This is a genomic window from Pseudoalteromonas sp. SIMBA_162 (genome assembly GCF_046535955.1).
In the GTDB taxonomy this organism is placed as follows: domain Bacteria; phylum Pseudomonadota; class Gammaproteobacteria; order Enterobacterales; family Alteromonadaceae; genus Pseudoalteromonas; species Pseudoalteromonas marina.
Window position 1 is genome coordinate 1 of record NZ_JAWJBQ010000007.1, and the last position, 20241, is coordinate 20241.

Consider the following 20241-nt stretch of genomic DNA (forward strand, 5'->3'; position numbering starts at 1 on the left):
AACCAACAGAAGCATATTCCACTTAATATAATAGTCAGTTACTTTTAAATTAAGTGGCTTGGTCGAACTATAAGGCATTAAAGCAGGAAAATTTACAGTTGGCTGTTTTCACTGCGTTCAACATTTTAGCCAACTATAAATTTCCTCTTAATGAGGCGTTAAGTTGCTCTGAGGATACACGTGAAATTTCTACCCGTAATAATATTATTTATTTCCAGTGTAACTTTGGCAAATGAAGACCCATGTGAAAGAACTGATTACCCTGTAACAACGGTTAAAGAGTTTAAAACATTAGCAGACAACAGTTTTCCTTCTGTATATAGACAAGATGACAATTCGAAAGTAACTGTCACTGTATTAAAGCTTAAAAGCATCATTGAAAAAGAAATGCGGAGCCATCGTCCTTATTTAAAAAAGGCAAAAGAGCATCTTTTATCCTCTTTGCAGAAATTATCAACTACAGAGAGTATAAACGAGAAAGAACTATGGCTTAATGCAAGCAACATGAATAGTGAAGAGCAACAAGTTGCATCGCATGTTATGGCTGGTATTCAGGAAGCTTTTGTAATTGCGCTATTTACAGAGTCAGCGTTTGTTGAAGTAAATAATCAACCAATCAAAAAGCTACAGGTAAGGTTCTTGGAGGGTGTAGATGAAACAATCACTACCCATGAACATAATAAGGTAAAAAATATTCGCTTTGAAAGTGGTAATACATTAGTTTTCCAAAAGTGTTGGCTCGCAAAGTAGCAACTTAACAAGCAAATTAACAGGACAAAAAACAGTTGGTTTTGCTCCTGCGTCGCTATTTTAACCAACTATTTTTTGCCCATTATTTGGGCGTTAGGCTTGGTGCGTCTAAAACAGGCCTAATAAATAGAAATAAAAAGGACTTAGTAGTGTCGCAATATGAACTTTACCAAAGCCAAGAATTTAGAGAGGCCCTTAAAGAGTGTAAAATTTTTCGTCTTAAATATCCGAGGGGAGCGCATTATAATGACGGGTTCGAATTGCTGGGGAAATTGGTTTTTACCGACGGAAAATTATTGTTGGAAGGGTTAGGCGCTATAGGGGCAAACTACTTATTACACAAAGAAAAACCAGAATGTTGGTGTCCTCCACCTTTTGATGTGGAGGGAATTAAGTATTGGATTGAGTATAAAAATGAATGCGAATGTTTCGGGTACAAAACATATATCCGTATCGGAACTGAAACCTCAGATTTTTCAATAGAATTCAATTTTAATTCCACTAGCTGGTACGATGTAATAATAGAAGATGTACAGCGAGCTATATCCTTTGAAAGAATCCTTATTTCTAATGGAATATTATAATTCAAAAAAAGCCTAACAAATGCGTCCAATTGACACTTTGGCCGTCGCTCTGTTTTGGGGTTGCTCCGCAACTTTACCCCAAAACTCCACTATGGCCAAAGTGCAATTGACGCAGGCGTTATATAACTATCAGGATCGAGTAGTGACCAAATTCATTTTTATAATTAGCATTATTTTAATAGCTTTTGGGCTAATTATGTTTATATCTGATTTCTTGCCCGTAGATATGTTTAACGGTGGCGGAGAGGACGAGTACCTTAAAGCAGTACCAAGTGACTCATTTTCTTGGTCGCAATATCGCTTACATGCACTAATTGTTGGTATTGCTTTGTTTGCAGTTAGTAAATTTACTAATATCTTTGGTTAGTGTTAAAGTTATATAACAAGCTAATAAATAAGGACAAAAAACAGTTGGCTGTTTTCGTTCCTCAACATTTTAGCCAACAATTTTTTGCCCATTATTAGGGCGTTATGTGTAAAGGTATGTTTTGAGCGAAGTCGAAGTTAAGAAAAGTTTCAAAGTTATATTTACTGGTGTATTTAGTGCAGTATTAACTGCTGGCTTTTTGTTTGTTGTTAGCTTTGCGTTAATACCCGATTTTGGCTTTTCAGTAGCAGGATTTTTTGGCTCGTATTATTTAAACGTTAAAGGTTTACTAGTTTACGCAATTGTTTTTTATGCCTTGTGGGCTGCATATAAAAAGAATGAACAATATTACGTAAAAAAACATTTAGAAGAACAGAAGTAATTTACACATAACAAGCTGTTTAACAAGGAAAAAATACAGTTGGCATTTGCTCCTTCGTCGCTTATTTTAGCCAACTATATTTTGCCCATTAACAGGGCGTTATATTTAAAGGGAACATATGAACCAAAGGGGTCAAATCTTGACTTCAGACATCAAAGAGCGAACTGTACGAGTATTGGTTAGCAAACAAAGACTGAAGACTCAGAAACTCATTCAATTTTAGCGGTTTATTACTTTTTAAACACACGTTGATATTTAAAACAGTAACTTTACGTTGTTGTTTTTTATGCCTACTATTTAGAACCAAAGGGGTCAAATCTTGACTTCAGGCATTAAAGAGCGAACTGTACAAGCACTGGTTAGTATACAAAGACTGAAGACCTAGAAATTCATTCAATTTTAGCGGTTTATTACTTTTAAACACACGTTAATTGTTTAAAACGGTAACTTAAGGTTGTCGTTTTTATGCCTACTATTTAAGTTTATTTTAAGCTTGTTCAGTTATTGTAACTAATACTTAAATTCCAGAATCATTAAACCATTGAACTGACTTAGTAACTCATTTTATGTTTTAGATCATTAAGCAGTGAGTGATTAAAGGTTAGCCTGTAAACATATACTCATACGCATAAGTGAGCTTTTAACTTTAATTCGTTTTTTAGGAGTTATTATGAATTTTAAAAACACAACGACTCATTACAATACACTCTCTATAGCCTTACACTGGCTTATGTTTATTTTGATAGTCACTGTTTACGGCAGTATAGAACTACGTGAATTATTTGAGAAAGGCACTGAAACCCGTGATGCCTTTAAAATGTGGCACTTTATGTTGGGTTTATCGGTGCTAGCTTTAGTTAGTGTGAGGGTAGTTGCGCGTTTAGTGGGTGGTGCAGCACCTGCCATACAACCTGAGCCTGCAAAGTGGCAAGATAAGTTAGCTAAATTTGTACACCTTGCGCTGTATGTGTTTATGTTTGCTATGCCTATAGCTGGTTGGCTAATTTTGAGTTTAGCAGGTAAACCCATCCCGTTTTTTGGTTTAGAGTTGCCTGCATTGGCCGCTCAAAACTTTGAACTTGCTAAAAGTATTAAAGAGATACATCAAACCGCAGGGGAAGTGGGGTATTACTTAATAGGTTTACATGCGGCTGCGGCTTTATTTCACCATTATCTTTTGGCTGATAATACGGTATCGCGAATGCGTTTGCCGAAATACTATAAATAATAAAATGAACGGAGCCGACCTTTAATTTTGCCTTTAATGTTTGGTGACTGATATTTAGCTGGTACATCCTTAAACGTTGCGCTTTTAAATTAAACTATTTGAGTGCGTTAGCAGCAAAGAACCAAATGTTGCTCTTTTAGCTTTAAAAGCTTTAGTTAGTATTTTTATAATTATTGGGTTACTGTTTGCTAAATTCAATTTTTGAAGGCAAGGGTATGGAATTTTTATATCATATTTTAAATTGGGGTTCCCCTTTAGGTTTGGGGTTATTCTTTTTTCTTTCATGTGCTGGCACTGGCATACTATTTTGGGGTTTATCTCAATTTAAAAAAAGCTCTACCACTAATCAATAACGTGGTTTGTTTTTAGCTGGGCCTTTGTTTAAACAACATTTACCGTTCAGTTGCTCAAAGGCCTTAGTTAGAACGCTTTATATTAATCCTGAATATTTGTTATTGGTACCGTCCTTATAAACTGTGTTGGTTTTGTGGGTGTACAATAGATTTTTATTTGCATAATTTGTAATTGAGCCACATAAACAATTTACCAAAAACTGTCCTTCGCTCTTATTTAGTTCCTCAATATTAAAAATATTATTGGGCTATCTATGTCCTGTTCATTTTTGTTTAGCTAATCTGTTATAACTAACTTCATAATAATAAAGTGCATTTGGTACTTACAAAGCGAACAAATGAACAAAATAAAATCGTTGATTACTCAATTTATTAATGCAATGCAAAAACGACCGGGCTTACTGGCTGTTTTAGCGTTTTGCTCTGGTATTGCAAGCTACGTGCTAGTTGATAGAAAGGAGTCGTTTGCGCAAGTTGTTGCTTTAGTTTTACTTATAAGCTGGTTGTGGTTAATTGTAGATAATTGGCTTCGTGATAAAGTTGAAGAACGATTTGGTGTGAGTGTTTCACCTAATGTAACACGCTTTGCTCTACAAATGATTCAGCAAGAGAGTTTGTTTTTTGCGCTACCATTTTTTTTAGTTGTAACCCAGTGGGACCATCCTCAAGCAGTATTTACATCACTTATTATTTTGTGTGCGGTTGCATCGGTTATTGATCCTTTCTATTACAAAAAATTAGCTAAAAATAGAACGCTATTTACGGTGTTTCATAACTTTGCTTTGTTTGTAGTTTTACTTGTTACATTGCCTATTTTGTTTAGCTTAACAACCAGTCAAAGTTTAGCTGCTGCGCTAGTTATAGCCGTTGTATTAACATTACCTAGTCTTACTAATTTAATGCCTAATGCGCCATGGTGGCGTTTACCTATTTTAGCAATAATTTTATTCAGTTTGAGTGTAGGCATATGGCAATTAAAAAGCTTTGTTCCACCTGCCGCGCTGCACCTAACAAGCATTACATTAGCGCATGAGGTAAATGAGCAAAGTAAAAAACCGATAGGAAATATTAACTCGTTAAATGAACGCTCGTTACACGCAAAAGGGCTTTATACATGGACAGCGGTAAAAGCACCGCGAGGGTTAAACGAAAAGATATTTCATGTATGGACACACAATAAAAAGCAGGTAGATAAAATAGCGCTTAATATCAGCGGTGGGCGTAAAAGTGGTTACAGAGCATGGACACACAAAGTAAATTTTCCACAAAACGCGGCAGGAAAGTGGCAAGTTAAGGTTATGACTGAATCAGGCCAGTTAATTGGTTTAACTAAATTTACGGTGACGCTTTAATACAAGCTGCACAAAAATTTGATAAGTGATAAATAAATTAATAAGGACTGTACGTATTAAAAAATTATTGTTAACTATCAAAGGGCTTGATAGGCTGTATTAGTAAACGTATTACATTTATTAAGCAAGGAAGAACGATGAACAGTGATGTTTTAATACCTCATTTACCCGAACCAACAATGTCTGCTTTGGTTACAAAAATATATGTGACTGAGGGGCGACACGTAAAAAAAGATGACACATTACTTGATGTGGAAACTGATAAAGTTGTTCTTGAAATTGTTGCCATGGCTAACGGAGTTGTCACCAAGATAAATATAAATGAAGGTGAACAGGTTAGCTCAAACCAAGTGGTGATGCAGTTTGAATATGACGAAATAACCGAGGAGCTAATACAAGCCCCTTTGAGTGATAAACCTGAATTTCAAAATAACACCAGCGACGTAGACCAAATTAACACCCATGATATTCAGAGCTCAGTCACTGAAACACCCATTCATAATGAAATAATAAATCTAGAGCCAACGATTGATGATCCCAAACAGGCTTGCTTGGATAAACATAATGATACGCCACATACAGAATCTAAAATAGACACCGGAGCACAGCTACCTCAAGAAGTAAGCCATAGTGGTGAGAGTAAAGGGGTGTTTTATATGGTTGCTGTACTAGTGGTAGGCATTATTATTGGTGTAACAGCGAGTCGCTTTATATTTAATTAGTGGAGTAAACGCCAAAAGCGTGGGCTTTTGGCGTAAAATAAAATTAGTTAGCTAATAGCCATTCGCTTAACAAGCGTACACCATAGCCTGTGCCGCCAGGTGATAGTTCACCTTTTCCTTTTTTAACTAACGCGTTACCTGCTATATCAATATGAACCCAACGGGTTTCACCCGCAAAATGCTCTAAAAACGTTGCTGCAGTGGTTGCGCCAGGTCCGCCAGACCCTACGTTTGTTATGTCGGCAATGTCTGATTTAAGCATATCTTTATAACCTAATGGTAAACGCCATAGGTTTTCGTTTACCTGCTCGCCTGCAAGTGTTAGCTGATTTACGAGTGTGTCGTCTTTTGAGAAAACAGCCGCATACTCGTTACCAACAGCACGAATTTTTGAACCAGTAAGTGTAGCCACATCAATCATTATGCTTGGGTTGAAGTGCTTACGTGCATACCACATTGCATCACTTAAAACTAAACGGCCTTCGGCGTCGGTGTTGAGTATTTCAACACTTAAGCCTTCAGCTGTTCGAACAACATCGCCAGGCGCTACTGCAAATTGCGAAACCATATTTGCCGCCATGCCCATTACAGCTACAACGTTTTTGTCGGCTTTGGCCATAGCCATTGCTTTAACCGTACCGAGTACAGCTGCAGCGCCCGCCATGTCTGATTTCATACGTGCGATAGATGCACCTGTTTTAATACTATAACCACCCGAGTCGAATGTTATACCTTTACCTACTAACGCAATGGGGTCGTCATTAGAGCCTTTATAATGGGCAACGACTAAGCGAGCACCCTGATCACTACCGCGGCCAACGGCTTCTAATGCGCCCATACCAAGCTCTTTAAGTTGTTCAGGCTTTAAAACTGTAATGGTCACGCCTAACGATTCAAGCTCTTTTGCAGCATTTGCAAAATCAACTGGCGTCATTTCAGTGGCTACTTCAGAGGTAAGGTCGCGTGCTAAAAATACACCGGCCTGAATACTTTCTAGCTGTTTATACGTCGCTTTCGTCTTTTTTGTGCTATCGACATCAAACGAGTAAGTCACTGTTTGCGTGCTAGGTGTTTGTTTGTATTTTTCAAAGCGATGGTCACGCAGGTTTGCGCCATGCGCAAAGTTTGCAGCTAGTAAATGGTTTGCATCAACACCCGTTACATCGTCAAATAATACATTGGCGGTATCTGCTTTATATTTAACTAATTGAGCGTGTACGTTTCCGCCTAATTTAGCAATGCGTGCTTTATTAAACTCGTTTTGTTTACCAGTTCCGACAACTAATATACGTTTGTAGTTACTATTAAGTGGGGCAATCAGCTGTGTTGTTTTGGCGTATTTACCTTCAAAGTTTTCAACATCAATTATACGTTGCAGCTGTCCATTAAATTGTTTGTCGAGGTTTTTAAATTGGTTGTTTTTTCCATCTTGGCTATAAAACACAATTAATGTGTGTGCATCGTTGTCTACTTTAGAAGAAAACGAAAACTGTGCTGCGTGTGTATTTAAACTAGCGCTTATTGCCAGCGTTAAGAGAGAGGCTTTAATTATGTGTTTCATCGTTCACCTAAGATTAATTTAAAACTGTTTTTTACCTATTTTTGACTGCTTAGTTAAGTGCGATAAGCTGAAACGGCAATTAAGAGCGACGTATAACGGCATAAAAAATACGTTATAAATTTATTTGCATGTCGGTGATACTAGGCTTAATGTAAAACAAAATGTTTACATGGAGTTATATTATGAAGTTTTTATTGTTTTTAGGCACTGTGCGTGAGAGCTCCCCCCCTAAACCAGTACGTCTTGGAAGTAGAGTTAGTAAAGCGTGTTTATTGTGTTTGCAGTCACACTTTAGTGAACATGAATTTGAAATAATTGATGCGTTAGATTACCCAAACGACGCTGTATTTAAACCCCACTTTGCATATACACAGCACAATGCCCCCACTAAACTTAACAATTTGGCCGATAAAATTAAATCTGCTGATGGCTACATAATGATCAGCCCTGAATATAATCACTCTATGAGCCCTGCATTAGCTGATCTTCTCAATCATTTTGGTAGTTCACTGTTTTCGTATAAACCCAGTGCGATTGTTTCTTATTCTGCTGGGCAGTGGGGTGGGGTTCGTGCTGCAATTAGTATGCGCACTTTTTTATCAGAACTTGGGTGTTTACCAGTATCGTCGATGATTCATGTTCCAAAGGCACAGGATGTGTTTAACGAGCTTGGAGGGTGTGCTACTGATGATCAGACCTCGTGGTTTAACTATTTTTCTCGTACATTTAATCAATTAATATGGTGGGCTGAGGCCGCTAAAATACAGGCTGAATGTAAAAACCCTCATAATATGATTGCAAGCTTTAAAACAAACCCCGCGCAGCGAAATGCGCCTAAAACGACTACTAATTAAGTTACTGTAATTTAAATTATATGTATTTGTACTTTTTGGGTCATCAAAGAGTAGAAAAACCGGTTAGGCGAAATTTTGCAAATAAGTACCCATTTACAGCTACACTGTATTTATATACAGTGTAGCTGTTGCGTTAATAAATACTAAAACAATAAACTAAGTGTTAGGCGTGCAGTTCTAGGCTCAATAGGGTGAAAATGATTATCTTCAACGCCTTGAGCGGGCTCACCGGCTAAACGCGACGCATAATAGTAATCTATATCGTGGTCGGTACTGTTAAACAAGTTAAGTAATTCAAAGTCTACTTTCCAATGGGTTTGCTTATAGCTCACAGAGCTATTAACTACCGTTAGCGGGTTTGAGCGCTTATCACCGTCGTCTGTTAATGTGCGTTTACCAATATGGCGTACCCTGATCGATGATTGCCATTGTTTACTTAAGTGCCAATTTAAACCTGTACTTGCTACAACGGGTACAGCGCCTTCTATGTAATTGTTATTGTCATTTATATCTAAGCGAGAATGTGTAAACGAGGCTTCTAAATCAATATTAAATTGGTCACTAATCCAGTAATAGGCACTTATTTCTAACCCATAACGCTTAGACGCATCACTTGGCTCTGTATTACCAGCATCTCCAACAAATAATAGTTCTGAGTCGAGTTTTAACCACCAAAGCGCAGCTGACATATTATATTTTTTTTCATCAGCAAATCGTAATCCAATTTCAGCGCCTTCACTTTTTACTAATAGATCGACCCGTTCGGCTTGATCACCTGTTACTGGGTCGATATTTATTGTGGAGCCGCGCGCATCGTTAGAGTGAAAAGATTGCCCCCAATTTGCATAGGCAGCTAGCAATTGAGTAAAGCGATAATTTAAGCTTGCTTTAAAACTGATTAAATCATCACTTGCTTTACCTGAGTTTACGGCGGTAATACTGGTTACATTTGTATCAAAATAGTCGTACCTTACACCTGCTGTTGCTTCTAGTTTTGGAGTAAATAAAAGTTTAGACTCCCAAAAGCTTGAATAACTCGTTTGCTTGAGTGCATCTTGCCTTACAGTGCTTAGCTGCTCTCTGGCTTTAGTGTTATAAAGCCCAACGTTATCTATATCGTCGTGTTTAAGCTCAAGCCCTGCAGTGTGTTGCATGTTTATGCCTGATGTTTTAGTTTCAAACTGATAACTTAAAGTGGTGCCATAAATATTGCGGCTATCTTGCTGATTAAACTGATCGCCATTAATTGGGTCATTTAAAAAATAACTGAAATTAGAATATAGGTTTAAATCGTAATTTATTACATAAGCGCTGGCTTTCAAATGCTCCCCTTGCCAATTACCCGATAAACTATAACGGCTAGAGCTGCCGCCAAGAGTGGTGTCGAGCGAGCCTAATTGTGTTATTAAGTTTTGCGAAACAGCACGCTGTGGAATTTGATCGGCTGAGTTCCATGTGTTGTCGTATGCCATTGCACTTATTGATAGGTCACCATTAAATGCTTTACCAACATAGCGTAGTAGGGCATTTTTTTTATTCACGTCTTCGTTTATGTCATCCCAAGGGCCGTCGTAGCCTTGCCACTCAGCAGCCGCAATAAGTTTACCTTTTTTAAGGATAGTTGAGCCAAGTACTACCGCGCGTTTATAGTTATCTTCACCAATACTTAGTTCTATTTGCTGATGTTTAACATTATCAACCAGTTTAAACTGTGCACTACCAGCACTTGAAAAATCACCTTGGCTTGCGCTATATGAACCCTTTTGATAGTTAATGGTAGAAATAGATTCGGGAATTATAAAGTTTAGATCGGTGTAACCTTGGCCGTGTCCGTGGCTACGCATGTTGATAGGCATACCATCGATACTTGTGGCAAAGTCGGTCCCATGGTCTAAGTTAAATCCTCTAATAAAGTATTGGTTTGCTTTACCTGAGCCACTGTGTTGAGTAACCGCCATCCCGGGAATGAGCTCTAACATTTCAGCGCTTCTTAGCATTGGGCGCTGCTCAATTTCACCTTGGCCAATAATGCCGCTAGAAGCACTGATTGATTCGCCAATTAAACCATCACGGTGCCCATATACAGTGAGCTTTTCTATATTGGCATGTACATAACCGCTATATAATGTGCCGATAGTTAAAATTGCTAATGTTTTCATCCTTAAAGTCCTATTTATTATGTTTACTATTCAGTGCTGTTTAAATTAAAACGACTAAGTAAACCTTTTGGATGCAACATTGAGTGTTTTATTATCCAAATAGGGCTTAAGTTTGAAAACTATATTGGTGCTATTGTAATGTCGTTATATAAAACTAATAATCAGAGTGTTAAAACTTACCAGTAATCACATAATTAGAGAGCCTGTATTGAAAGCCAAAGAAATTCGAAATTTTTACATTAACGAAGAGCAATCCGTATATTTGCTGTCGCATCGTGATGCTAAAAAACATCGCCAGTGGCTTAATATTTGTATTAAACAACTTACTTTGCTTGGTTATAAAAATGTAGAAATGATTGGCTCAGGTGCATTTGGGTTTGTCTTTGCAGGTGAAGACGACAAAGGCTTGCCTTGGGTGTTTAAGTTTTCACGGATTACGCTTGCTCAAAGTGTACGTGACCGTCTTGAAGACGAAGCGTATATGCTTTCACAAATTAATAATCCGCTGGTGCCTAAATTTTATGCGTTTGAGCGCATTAAAAAGCAGGGCATTTTAATGATGGCGCGCGCCATGGGAGAAGACCTTGAAAAAGTGTCGCTTAAAGAGGGGCGATTTAGCGCAGCTAAAATAATGGCATTAGCCGTTAAATTACGTAATGTATTACTTGATTTAAGTAATCACAAAAATGGGTTAAGTGCTCAACCAATTGTGCATGGAGATATAAAACCTTCAAATTTGGTGTGGGATGCGCAAACAGATGCTTTATCTTTAGTTGATTGGGGGAGTTCAGTATATGCCCAATTACACAGTAACGGTGAGCCCGTAGCCAGTAACTTTATGGATTTAATGTCGGGAGATTTAAGCACGACCAATGCGCGTATGGGAGATGTGTACTTTATAGGCGAAGCGCAAATGTCGGGTGAGCAATCATCCCCGCGGTTTGATGAGCAAGGTGTTGCAGCAACTTTATATGCATTAGCGTCTGCACAGTCTTGCCGATTTGGTGCGCAGGCTATTCCTGCAATTTCTTTAGGGCTACCTATAGAGCTCGCTAACGTTATAGATGGCATGCTCAGTAAAAGTAAAACAGTACGTGATGCTGCAGGCGATTACTTTATACGTAATATACCAAAAATGGCAAAAGCGTATTTACCCGATCTTAAATTAACACAGCAAAAAGCCGCCATCCCGTTTTGGTACGGTACCGATGAAGCGCCAGATACTGTAGTTTATAGCTCGCGTAAACAGTTTTTACGCCAAGCTGACCACAACCAACAGTTACTAGATGTAAATGATGCCCAGTTAGACCGATACTACAAAGAATTTTTATTTGATACTGGCGACACCGAAAAAGCATTTTTGGCCTCCATAAGCCGGCTTGCGAAATACCCAGCCGTGGGCGGGCTTAGTTTTCATTGGAAAGATGAATCGTTGTTTATTGAGTCGTCATTAATAATGCACGATGAGTCATTAGGCAAAGCATTTACAGATTCAATAAACAATACAGTGATGTTAGCCCAAGCAATTAACCAAAAAGGGCTATTTAAATGTTGTTTATTTGATGCACGTAAAACCATTCAATTAGAGCGAGATGGAACCGGTGCATTTAAGTTTGATAGTCTTCCTGAGCTAGATTATGAAGTTGTGAGTGTTAAAGCTAACGAAATAACCCGGCCACATTCATACTTTGAAGATGGTAAAGATCCCGATGAGCAATTACAGCTTCCTAAAAAGGTAATTAAATGTGTATTTGAGCTAAACCAAATACACCATACTGGTTGTATTATTTTTGAAGCCTTGCCTGACAGAATGAAAATTCACCACTACTACAGGCTACTCGACTCGACAAAAGAGGTCGAATTTAAACGTTTGTTAAATAAACTAATGCAATATGCTGTAAACATTACCGATGTGGGCGTTGCGGGCTTTATGAAGCTACCCTATAAAAATACACGAGAGTTTGATTTGTGTGCACAACAAGCTGAGCAATTCTTTCCTAAAAACCCAAAACGCGTATAACGTGTCAGCTTTTGTAATGGGTTTATTTGGCTTGGTAAATCAGCCTAATACTTTAAAATAACTCACTATGCGGAGACAATGGCTCTAGCTCAAATTGATGAATAAGCTGTTGCTTTTTATTGGTAGCGGTAATTTTATAAGTTTGTTTACTACGGTTATTGGCAAATAAATTAATATTGAATTTTACATTGTCTGTCATTAGAGGTGTGAATCTGCCGGTAATGGTAATTTGATCAACAAATGTATTGTTACCGTTGTGCGTCGTTTCTGGATGTAATAACAGCCCTTCAATCGAAAAGCGATATTGCTGATCAGACAAATACACGTGCTTTTTAACCTGTTTACTAATGTGATTACGATATTTATTAAATTCAGTGAGTGAAAGTGTCCCATCGTTGTTTTCGTCAACGCCTAACAATGACGACGCAGGAAGCGACAGCACAACAAACACATGCTCCTCAACAACATTAAGGGTGCCATGTTGTGCAACTATTAAGTGAGCATGTGTTTTTTGAGATATACAAAAAGCGATAATAATTCCCCCAATGTTATGTATTAATTTTGAAAGGCGCATAACTTAAAGCTCTCCTTTTACACAACGCTGAAAAAACGGGTAAGTGTCAGTTGCATAGTAGTGATAAATACCATCTGGAAATTCCGGTGTTACGCCAATACGGCCATTGCATTCATCTAAATCGCCTGAACCTGCAACGTATTCCCAGTCTTGTGCAAATGTTCCTAATGGGTAAATGTCGGTAGAAGGTCTGTTTGTACTGACTGTGGTAACGTGTTGGTAACTGCCTGTCATTGCAACGAGTTCAGAAGTGGCGTCGGTTGAATCTGAGTAACCATAACGTGCATAAATAGGAAAGCCATCTGCAGCCCAGCCTATTAATGTCATGGTTGTTTCATTACCGCCTTGCATTGTTATAAACCCTTCGGGCATTCCATGGTAATGATACGTCCCATCTGGTTGCACATGGGCATTGTTAGCATCTGTGCCAAAACTAAATGTAGTTTGGCTTAAAGCTTCTATATTCCAGTTGCCGCTATTATCACCTAGGTCGCAATTTTCACCTGAGTCATCACAGCTACCACCTGTGCCGGCATCAATTTTAACGCCATTTAAAACAAGCCCTGTTATACCGCGAGGGCCGCCCATCATCGTAGCGGATGATGACTGAATCGGTGTTAATGTAAAGCTTTCATTTACTGATTGTTCTGCGATGGTGTTGGGGTTAGCCGGATTAGGAAAAGTGCCTACGTCGTGGTCAGGAATTCCATTAGCAATGATGTCACGCGTTGTGCCTGTGCATGTCCAGTCAGCTGAGCTTGTTGTTTGTACAGAGTCAGCGTTGTTGTATTCGTTGTAAGCGTACTCACATAAAACATTGTGTGTAGAACCATTTGCATCAGCATTTGAACCGTCAACTGTTGTGCTATCAGTTATTACGTCGCTTATTGAAGTATTTTGCTCAGAACCACCGCATGCAACAAGTGATGAGATTGCAGTAAAGCACACAATTAGTTTAAATTGTGCAACTGAATTTTTAGAAATACTATTTACTAGGGATGTACACATAACTTTGAACTCACTGATAAAGAGATCAAAATATTATTCTGTAATTGTGCAAGCAATGTGCAAATATAAATGAAAATTATGTAATTAAGCTTTTATATAAGACTAAACCAACGGTTTATTATAAAATTTTGGTATATAAGTAAGTACAGGTTGGATGAATGGCAAAGTTAAAACCCAGCGTTACGCTCCAGAGTTATGGTATTTATTCAACTTGGGATAGTAGTAGCAAGGCTCTTCCACAAATTGAGCAATTCACTACCGATGTGATTGCTGAAATAGACGTAGAATTTGGGCTAATAGTAAATATAAAAAAAGCCAAAGGTGAAAAACTACATTTTTGTATTTACCATCCAGACATACCTAACGAAGAGGGGGATGTTATGCCGCCTTTTGAAGGCGTTGAATACGTTAAAGATAACGATTGGCACTTTTATCTTGGTGATACATTATGGGAGCCCATCAACAATAAACTAGGCCCATGGCGAATGACTTTAACGATGAATAATAAAATAATTGCAGATAAAACATTTAATGTTGCATTAGAAGCGCAACAAACAGAAGTAGATTTTTGGAAAAAGCGCGGGTACTAGTTCCTAGGCACAACGGCAACATAGGTTTAAATAAGCTAAATTACTCGGTTTACATAGTTATCGTGCTGCAACGCTAAGAACTAGTTGCAATAAAGCATAAAAAAAGCCAATAAAAATTGGCTTTTTAAACTCACTGTTAATTACCCCAAGGGTTACTTGGATTAGACCGTTGCTTGCGTTCTCGAGCACGTTGTTTGGTGGCTTTTTTAGCTTGAATGCGTTTTGCGTCACTAAAGCTTAGTTCACAAGGTTCACCTGGTTTATGATCGGCCGGTATAACACGATCACGCGGCGGTAACTCGTACTGAACATCATCTGGTTTAGGTAAGTTTTTAAGGCGATAAAGGTAAAAATTTTCTACCTTTTCTTGTGCCCATTGGGTTTTACGTAAAAATTTTACAGCAGATTTAATATCTGGATTATTTTTAAAACAATTAAGCTGCAAGTAAGCATGCAGGAGTTCCCACCCGTATTGCTCAACCAGCTCTTCAACCACTTGTTCTAATTTTACGCCTTGCAGTGGATTATTACTGAAAAGTTCTTGGTTGCTCATAGGTGTTGCCTCGTTATTAAAATACAAAATGTATTATAAATTTAAAAACGAGGCTTTAATAGTGTAAACAGCCTAACCTTGGCAATTAACTACAACGCGGCCACGAATTTTACCTTCCATGAGTTGCTCGGCGTTTTCAATTACTTGTTCGAGTGTAATTTCTGTTGAAATTTTATCTAAATAGTCAGCTTTTACTAATGTAGCTAACCTTTCCCATGCTTCAATTCTGTCTGTTTTTGGTCGCATAACACTATCGATTCCAATAAGTGAAACACCTCGTAAAATAAAGGGCGCGACTGATGCGGGTAAATCCATGCCTTGAGCTAAACCACATGCAGTGACAACACCACCGTATTTAAGCGACGCACAAATATTTGCAAGCGTATGGCTGCCAACAGAATCTATAGCTGCAGCAAAACGTTCTTTTTGAAGTGGCTTCCCCGGGTTTGATAACTCATCTCTGTTAATTATTTGAGATGCACCAAGTTCTTTTAAGTATTCGCTTTGATCTACTCGTCCTGTGGCGGCGGTTACGTTATAGCCGAGCTGACTTAATAAATAAATAGCAAAACTGCCAACACCACCGTTTGCACCTGTAACTAAAATTTCACCATCGTCAGGTTTAACTCCTTGTTTTTCGAGTGCTATAACGCTCAACATAGCGGTATAACCGGCAGTCCCAATTTGCATTGCTTGTTTTGGACTAATAGCAGCGGGTAGGGGAATTAACCAGTCACTATTTAGTGCTGCTTTTTGTGCAAGGCCGCCCCAATGTTTTTCGCCAACACCAAAACCATTTAAAATAACATGATCGCCATTTTTAAATTCATCGCTGGTGGAGGTTGTTACAGTGCCTACTAAATCTATACCGGGCACCATCGGAAAGGTTCTCACTACCGGGCCTTTACCTGTAATGGCTAGACCGTCTTTATAGTTTAATGTGCTGTACAACACATTTATTGTGGTATTTTCGTCAGGTAAATCATTTTCGTTAAGCTGCGCTAAAGAAGCGCTGTAGTTATTGTCTTCTTTATTAATAACAATGGCTTTAATTGGGTTATTCATATCATATCCTTTTAGACCGATCGTCTTTTAATTTGTAAATAAAAGTGCATTATGTAAGTAATGCACGCAAAAACATTTCAGTGTATAACGTAAGGGGTGTACTTGACTTGGTAAGTTTTGCTCGCATTACTGCGCCTTCCCAACCAATCCAAAAGTACTCGCTCATTAATTGTGTATTGACAGTTTTAGAAATAGTGCCTTGCTGTTTAGCTTGATTTAAACAGTTTTCAATTTGTTTTTGCCAAGCTGTGTAGCTTTGCATTAAGCGATTTTTAAATTCGTCGCTCAAGTGATTTAATTCTTGGTTTAAATTACCGACTAAGCAACCGCGTTTATAATCGTACTTACTCATGCCTTTAATGGCACTTTGTGTAAAGTTTACTATGCGTTCCAGCGGAGGAATATTTTGTTGATCGAGGTAATGGTTTAGCTTTGCAATAAAGTAACTGTCGTAGGCGTCAACCAACGCAATGCCATAGGCTTCTTTGCTTTTAAAGTAATGGTAAAAAGAGCCTTTGGGTACTGAGGCTTTTTTTAATATTGTATCGAGTCCTGTGGCACTAAAGCCAAACTCTGTTAACGTTTCTAAACCTGTACGTATAAGTAACGCTTTAGTATCGGCGTTATCTCTGGCTATTTTAGGAGGACGGCCACGTCGTGGAGTTACTGTATTATTTTTGTTCATACCTATATATTAGACCGATCGGCTTTTAATGTGCAAGTACTAAATTCATCTGTTTAAAAATATTTTATGAATTACATTTTTGTTTGAACTTCAGTTATTTTTATTAGTCAATAATTATGGTTGATACACAAATTGTGCGACTTAGTAATTAATGATTTTAGATAGATGCTTAAGTTGTTTATTGTAGTGGTATGACCAGGTTGATTCTTTAAATGTTAATTCATTTTTGCATCAGCAGCTTAGTTAATGTCAAACAATTTAATTGTTTTTGTTATTTGAACTTTACATTTTTATTAACTATTCATTAATTGTAGATTTCACTTATGCTACAAAATATATAATTAAAAAAGGTGAGGATAATACCGATGAAGAGACAGAAAAGAGATCGTTTAGAAAGAGCTCATTCTCAAGGTTTCAAAGCAGGTTTAGCAGGTCGTTCTAAAGAGCTATGCCCTTATCAACAGATAGATCCAAAGTCAGAGTGGTTAGGTGGATGGCGAGAGGCAATTGAAAATCGAAATATGTATAAAACCTAATTATTACCCAAATTTAAGCAAAAAGGCCTCCGAATTGGAGGCCTTTTTGTATTTATATTGTAAATCTATTAAAAAGACGTGGTGTCTTGAAATAAACCTACTTTTAAATCTTTGGCTTCATATATTACGCGGCCGTCTACTTCAACAGTGCCATCTGCAACACCCATGAAGAGTTTACGTTTAATTACGCGTTTCATTTCAAGGCGGTAGGTTACTTTTTTAGACGTTGGAAGTATTTGGCCTGTAAATTTAACTTCACCTACACCTAAAGCGCGCCCAAGACCTGGACCACCTGACCAACCAAGATAAAAACCCACTAGTTGCCACATTGCATCAAGGCCTAAACACCCTGGCATAACAGGGTCACCTTTAAAGTGACAATCGAAAAACCAAAGGGTCGGGTCAATATCAAGCTCAGCAATTATTTCACCTTTACCGTGGCTTCCACCATCAGCATTTATAGAGGTAATGCGGTCCATCATTAACATGTTATCGCTAGGTAAACGACAGTTGCCTTCACCAAACATTTCACCTTGACCACATAGGATCAATTCTTCTTTTGTATAGCTGTTTTTAGGTTCCATAACTCTTTATCTTCGCTTAGAAATTGCCCGTACTTTAGCGTACACTTGTACGCTAAACAACTCGGAGCAGTTAAATACCTACTATATTGAGTATTAAATCATCAATCAAACAATGCGTTAGGTTTTTGCTTTATAAAACCGCGCAATTACAATCAAAAATCATTATAATTAACGCTGTCTTATAACTAGTCTAAAGGAAGTTTATGATCCTTTTTGTTAACTCACTTACTGTGATAGATTTTTCTTACTTATGTAACAAACGCGGCGCCGTTGGCGAGAGCTGGATTGTTGATTTAACTTTGCACGGTAAACTTAACGACGAGTCTATGGTGTTAGACTTTGGATTAGTTAAAAAACAAATTAAAGGTATTATTGATGAATGTATTGATCACCGTTTAGCTATTCCTAATAGCATAAATGGTTCAGTGACTGAATTTGATGAGCACAAAACACTAGATTGCACTTTTGGCGACAACCACCACTTGGCAATGAGTGCACCGCATCAAGCCTATTGTATGATTGATGCCGATGAAATTAATGTGGAGTCGGTAACTGCATTTTTAGTTGATACTATTTTACCTAAGTTGCCCTCAAACATAGAAAAAATAGAGTTATCGTTAAAACCAGAACATAGCCAAAGCTTTTATTATCATTATAGTCATGGTCTTAAAAAACATGATGGTAATTGCCAGCGCATTATTCATGGTCATCGTTCTCAAATAGGTATAAGCCTAGACGGTATTTCCATGCCACGCTTACAAAAAGAATGGGCAATGCAGTGGGAAGATATATACCTAGCAACAAGTGAAGACCAAATAGAACCGCAAAACTTAAAGCATATTAGCGCAAGAGATAATGATGTTTGTTTTGCTTATACATCAGCTCAAGGTTATTTCGAAATGGCCATTAGTGAAACGCGCTGTGATATTTTACCGATAGACACAACCGTTGAAAGTATTGCGGGGTATATTGCAGGGCAAGTTAAAGCCAAGCACCCTGAACAAAATGTTAAAATAACCGCGTATGAAGGGGTTGGCAAAGGAGCAATTAGTTATGCTTAAGTCACTTTTATCTGCGTTGGTTTTAGCAACATTTAGTGTAAATTCGTTAGCTGTTGAGCTAAAAGGGCACCTTACTCAAGGGGGCTTAGTAACAGGAAAGCTTAGTGATGTGCAGTCTGTTAGTTTAAACGACACACCGTTAAAGCTTTCAAAAAATGGTGATTTTGTATTTGGTTTTGGCCGTGACGCAAAAACAAATCATACACTTAGCTGGGTTGATACGAATGGCAAAAAGCATACCCAGAATCTTATTATTACCAAGCGTGATTACAACATTGACAAAATAACGGGTGTTGCAAAAAAATACGTTTCTCCGCCTAAATCTGTAAGTGAACGTATAAGCAGAGAAGCGGTTGCGGTAAGAAATGCCCGTGCTGTTAATTCAGACCTTACTTACTTTTTAGACCCAGTATTAAAACCTGCACAAGGGCGAATTTCGGGTGTGTATGGCAGCCAGCGTTACTTTAATGGTGAACCACGTCGCGCGCATTTTGGTTTAGATATAGCTAACAAAACTGGTTCGCCAGTGTATGCGCCAATTGGTGGCACTGTTGTTTTTGCAGAACCCGATTTATATTATTCTGGCGGAACACTTATTTTAGATCATGGCCATGGTATTACCTCTACTTACATACATTTAAGTAAGTTAGATGTAAACGTGGGTGATAAAGTTAAACAAGGTACTAAAGTTGCTGAAATTGGTGCAACCGGCCGAGTTACAGGCCCGCATTTAGATTGGCGCTTTAACTGGAAAGGCGAACGCCTTGATCCAGGCTTATTAATGCAAGATACGTTAGCCAACAAAAAGTAGAGACTATGACAGACGTAAATCGCGATGCAATTATTGCTCAGCGTATAAAAGATTCAACTACATCAGTTACAAAAACGGTATTCCCAGGGCGTACCAATCATCACAATACACTATTTGGTGGCGATGCATTAGCATGGATGGACGAGGTTGCATTTATTGCTGCAACGCGTTTTTGCCGTAAGCCCTTGGTAACTATTTCGTCTGATAGAGTAGACTTTAAAGAAGCAATACCTGCAGGTACATTTGCTGAACTAATAGCTAAAGTTGTGCATGTTGGTAACACTAGCTTAAAAGTAGATGTTGATATACTACTTGAAACAATGCACAAAGATGATAAACACTCGGCTATAAGCGGTAGTTTTACATTTGTTGCTGTAGATGATAACCATAGGCCAACACCTGTTGTGTGCGAAAAAATGATTAACGGGTTTAAATAAAATTA

The 20241-nt window shown here is 38.0% G+C and carries 22 protein-coding genes; 14 read left to right on the plus strand and 8 right to left on the minus strand.

The genetic code is table 11. From position 1 onward, the window contains the following. Window positions 1–180 precede the first annotated feature (180 nt). From R0J88_RS06810 to R0J88_RS06840, 7 genes are all read left to right on the plus strand, one after another. Window positions 181–750: a hypothetical protein gene (locus tag R0J88_RS06810; RefSeq protein WP_276755085.1), complete on the plus strand. Its 570-nt coding sequence runs from the start codon at window positions 181–183 to the stop codon at window positions 748–750. Between the two features lie 149 nt (window positions 751–899). Next, window positions 900–1334 carry a hypothetical protein gene (locus tag R0J88_RS06815; RefSeq protein WP_410899475.1) on the plus strand — a complete coding sequence of 145 codons (435 nt, stop codon included), beginning with the start codon at window positions 900–902 and terminating at the stop codon, window positions 1332–1334. Window positions 1335–1476: 142 nt separating this feature from the next. Continuing rightward, the gene (locus R0J88_RS06820; protein WP_006794207.1) at window positions 1477–1701 is read left to right on the plus strand and encodes a hypothetical protein; all 225 of its coding nucleotides are present in this window, start codon (window positions 1477–1479) and stop codon (window positions 1699–1701) included. 121 nt (window positions 1702–1822) lie between these two features. Further along, window positions 1823–2083 (plus strand): hypothetical protein, encoded by a 261-nt coding sequence (locus R0J88_RS06825; RefSeq protein WP_006794208.1) that lies wholly within the window; start codon window positions 1823–1825, stop codon window positions 2081–2083. Between the two features lie 670 nt (window positions 2084–2753). Further along, entirely contained in the window at window positions 2754–3311 is a 558-nt protein-coding gene (locus tag R0J88_RS06830; protein ID WP_410899476.1) for a cytochrome b, read from the plus strand. A 691-nt stretch (window positions 3312–4002) separates the two neighbouring features. After that, complete coding sequence (locus tag R0J88_RS06835) at window positions 4003–5016, plus strand: DUF5924 family protein (protein WP_410899477.1); 1014 nt, start codon at window positions 4003–4005, stop codon at window positions 5014–5016. Between the two features lie 137 nt (window positions 5017–5153). Continuing rightward, the gene (locus R0J88_RS06840; RefSeq protein WP_410899478.1) at window positions 5154–5738 is read left to right on the plus strand and encodes a lipoyl domain-containing protein; all 585 of its coding nucleotides are present in this window, start codon (window positions 5154–5156) and stop codon (window positions 5736–5738) included. A 43-nt stretch (window positions 5739–5781) separates the two neighbouring features. Here the strand turns inward: R0J88_RS06840 and R0J88_RS06845 are convergent, their stop codons facing one another. Continuing rightward, window positions 5782–7299 (minus strand): leucyl aminopeptidase, encoded by a 1518-nt coding sequence (locus R0J88_RS06845; RefSeq protein ID WP_410899479.1) that lies wholly within the window; start codon window positions 7297–7299, stop codon window positions 5782–5784. Window positions 7300–7481: 182 nt separating this feature from the next. Between R0J88_RS06845 and R0J88_RS06850 the strand changes: the two genes are divergently transcribed. Further along, window positions 7482–8153 carry an NADPH-dependent FMN reductase gene (locus tag R0J88_RS06850; protein WP_410899480.1) on the plus strand — a complete coding sequence of 224 codons (672 nt, stop codon included), beginning with the start codon at window positions 7482–7484 and terminating at the stop codon, window positions 8151–8153. Window positions 8154–8296: 143 nt separating this feature from the next. Here R0J88_RS06850 and R0J88_RS06855 read toward each other — a convergent pair whose 3' ends face one another. Then, window positions 8297–10312 (minus strand): TonB-dependent receptor, encoded by a 2016-nt coding sequence (locus tag R0J88_RS06855; RefSeq protein WP_410899481.1) that lies wholly within the window; start codon window positions 10310–10312, stop codon window positions 8297–8299. Window positions 10313–10520: 208 nt separating this feature from the next. Here R0J88_RS06855 and R0J88_RS06860 point away from each other — a divergent pair, with 208 nt between their 5' ends. Then, window positions 10521–12332: a protein kinase domain-containing protein gene (locus R0J88_RS06860; RefSeq protein WP_410899482.1), complete on the plus strand. Its 1812-nt coding sequence runs from the start codon at window positions 10521–10523 to the stop codon at window positions 12330–12332. 52 nt (window positions 12333–12384) lie between these two features. Here the strand turns inward: R0J88_RS06860 and R0J88_RS06865 are convergent, their stop codons facing one another. Both R0J88_RS06865 and R0J88_RS06870 read right to left on the minus strand, forming a co-directional pair. Continuing rightward, on the minus strand, window positions 12385–12906 hold the full coding sequence (locus R0J88_RS06865) for a hypothetical protein (RefSeq protein WP_410899483.1): 522 nt from the start codon (window positions 12904–12906) through the stop codon (window positions 12385–12387). Between the two features lie 3 nt (window positions 12907–12909). Beyond that, entirely contained in the window at window positions 12910–13914 is a 1005-nt protein-coding gene (locus tag R0J88_RS06870; RefSeq protein ID WP_410899484.1) for a YHYH protein, read from the minus strand. A gap of 158 nt (window positions 13915–14072) precedes the next feature. On the opposite strand from R0J88_RS06870, the gene R0J88_RS06875 reads away from it, so the two are divergent. Continuing rightward, the gene (locus R0J88_RS06875) at window positions 14073–14504 is read left to right on the plus strand and encodes a DUF3859 domain-containing protein (protein WP_410899485.1); all 432 of its coding nucleotides are present in this window, start codon (window positions 14073–14075) and stop codon (window positions 14502–14504) included. Between the two features lie 136 nt (window positions 14505–14640). On the opposite strand, the gene R0J88_RS06880 is transcribed toward R0J88_RS06875, so the two are convergent. The 3 genes from R0J88_RS06880 to R0J88_RS06890 form a co-directional block, all read right to left on the minus strand. Next, a complete protein-coding gene (locus R0J88_RS06880; protein ID WP_006792934.1) occupies window positions 14641–15057 on the minus strand; it encodes a VF530 family DNA-binding protein in 417 nt (138 codons plus the stop codon). Window positions 15058–15129: 72 nt separating this feature from the next. Next, on the minus strand, window positions 15130–16122 hold the full coding sequence (locus tag R0J88_RS06885) for an MDR family oxidoreductase (protein WP_410899486.1): 993 nt from the start codon (window positions 16120–16122) through the stop codon (window positions 15130–15132). Window positions 16123–16171: 49 nt separating this feature from the next. Next, a complete protein-coding gene (locus R0J88_RS06890; protein ID WP_410899487.1) occupies window positions 16172–16807 on the minus strand; it encodes a TetR/AcrR family transcriptional regulator in 636 nt (211 codons plus the stop codon). 365 nt (window positions 16808–17172) lie between these two features. Here R0J88_RS06890 and rmf point away from each other — a divergent pair, with 365 nt between their 5' ends. Continuing rightward, a complete protein-coding gene (gene rmf, locus R0J88_RS06895; protein ID WP_004586522.1) occupies window positions 17173–17343 on the plus strand; it encodes a ribosome modulation factor in 171 nt (56 codons plus the stop codon). 68 nt (window positions 17344–17411) lie between these two features. Here the strand turns inward: rmf and fabA are convergent, their stop codons facing one another. Continuing rightward, on the minus strand, window positions 17412–17927 hold the full coding sequence (gene fabA / locus R0J88_RS06900; protein ID WP_006792937.1) for a bifunctional 3-hydroxydecanoyl-ACP dehydratase/trans-2-decenoyl-ACP isomerase: 516 nt from the start codon (window positions 17925–17927) through the stop codon (window positions 17412–17414). A gap of 203 nt (window positions 17928–18130) precedes the next feature. Between fabA and R0J88_RS06905 the strand changes: the two genes are divergently transcribed. Genes R0J88_RS06905 through R0J88_RS06915 form a run of 3 tightly spaced genes read left to right on the plus strand, consistent with a single transcriptional unit; the run spans window position 18131 to window position 20236 of the window. After that, window positions 18131–18988 carry a 6-carboxytetrahydropterin synthase gene (locus tag R0J88_RS06905; protein ID WP_410899488.1) on the plus strand — a complete coding sequence of 286 codons (858 nt, stop codon included), beginning with the start codon at window positions 18131–18133 and terminating at the stop codon, window positions 18986–18988. Further along, complete coding sequence (locus R0J88_RS06910) at window positions 18981–19799, plus strand: M23 family metallopeptidase (protein WP_410899489.1); 819 nt, start codon at window positions 18981–18983, stop codon at window positions 19797–19799. Before R0J88_RS06905 ends, R0J88_RS06910 begins: the two co-directional genes overlap by 8 nt. Before the next feature lie 5 nt (window positions 19800–19804). After that, a complete protein-coding gene (locus R0J88_RS06915; protein ID WP_410899490.1) occupies window positions 19805–20236 on the plus strand; it encodes an acyl-CoA thioesterase in 432 nt (143 codons plus the stop codon). The last annotated feature ends 5 nt before the right edge of the window (window positions 20237–20241 follow it).

Coding starts and splice junctions, on each gene's coding strand:
- R0J88_RS06880 (WP_006792934.1), bottom strand. CDS start 15,057: ATGAGCAACCAAGAACTTTTCAGTAATAATCCACTGCAAGGCGTAAAA.
- R0J88_RS06845 (WP_410899479.1), bottom strand. CDS start 7,299: ATGAAACACATAATTAAAGCCTCTCTCTTAACGCTGGCAATAAGCGCT.
- R0J88_RS06840 (WP_410899478.1), top strand. CDS start 5,154: ATGAACAGTGATGTTTTAATACCTCATTTACCCGAACCAACAATGTCT.
- R0J88_RS06830 (WP_410899476.1), top strand. CDS start 2,754: ATGAATTTTAAAAACACAACGACTCATTACAATACACTCTCTATAGCC.
- R0J88_RS06850 (WP_410899480.1), top strand. CDS start 7,482: ATGAAGTTTTTATTGTTTTTAGGCACTGTGCGTGAGAGCTCCCCCCCT.
- R0J88_RS06905 (WP_410899488.1), top strand. CDS start 18,131: ATGATCCTTTTTGTTAACTCACTTACTGTGATAGATTTTTCTTACTTA.
- R0J88_RS06865 (WP_410899483.1), bottom strand. CDS start 12,906: ATGCGCCTTTCAAAATTAATACATAACATTGGGGGAATTATTATCGCT.
- R0J88_RS06875 (WP_410899485.1), top strand. CDS start 14,073: ATGGCAAAGTTAAAACCCAGCGTTACGCTCCAGAGTTATGGTATTTAT.
- R0J88_RS06835 (WP_410899477.1), top strand. CDS start 4,003: ATGAACAAAATAAAATCGTTGATTACTCAATTTATTAATGCAATGCAA.
- R0J88_RS06870 (WP_410899484.1), bottom strand. CDS start 13,914: ATGTGTACATCCCTAGTAAATAGTATTTCTAAAAATTCAGTTGCACAA.
- R0J88_RS06855 (WP_410899481.1), bottom strand. CDS start 10,312: ATGAAAACATTAGCAATTTTAACTATCGGCACATTATATAGCGGTTAT.
- R0J88_RS06910 (WP_410899489.1), top strand. CDS start 18,981: ATGCTTAAGTCACTTTTATCTGCGTTGGTTTTAGCAACATTTAGTGTA.
- R0J88_RS06885 (WP_410899486.1), bottom strand. CDS start 16,122: ATGAATAACCCAATTAAAGCCATTGTTATTAATAAAGAAGACAATAAC.
- fabA (WP_006792937.1), bottom strand. CDS start 17,927: ATGGAACCTAAAAACAGCTATACAAAAGAAGAATTGATCCTATGTGGT.
- R0J88_RS06890 (WP_410899487.1), bottom strand. CDS start 16,807: ATGAACAAAAATAATACAGTAACTCCACGACGTGGCCGTCCTCCTAAA.
- rmf (WP_004586522.1), top strand. CDS start 17,173: ATGAAGAGACAGAAAAGAGATCGTTTAGAAAGAGCTCATTCTCAAGGT.
- R0J88_RS06915 (WP_410899490.1), top strand. CDS start 19,805: ATGACAGACGTAAATCGCGATGCAATTATTGCTCAGCGTATAAAAGAT.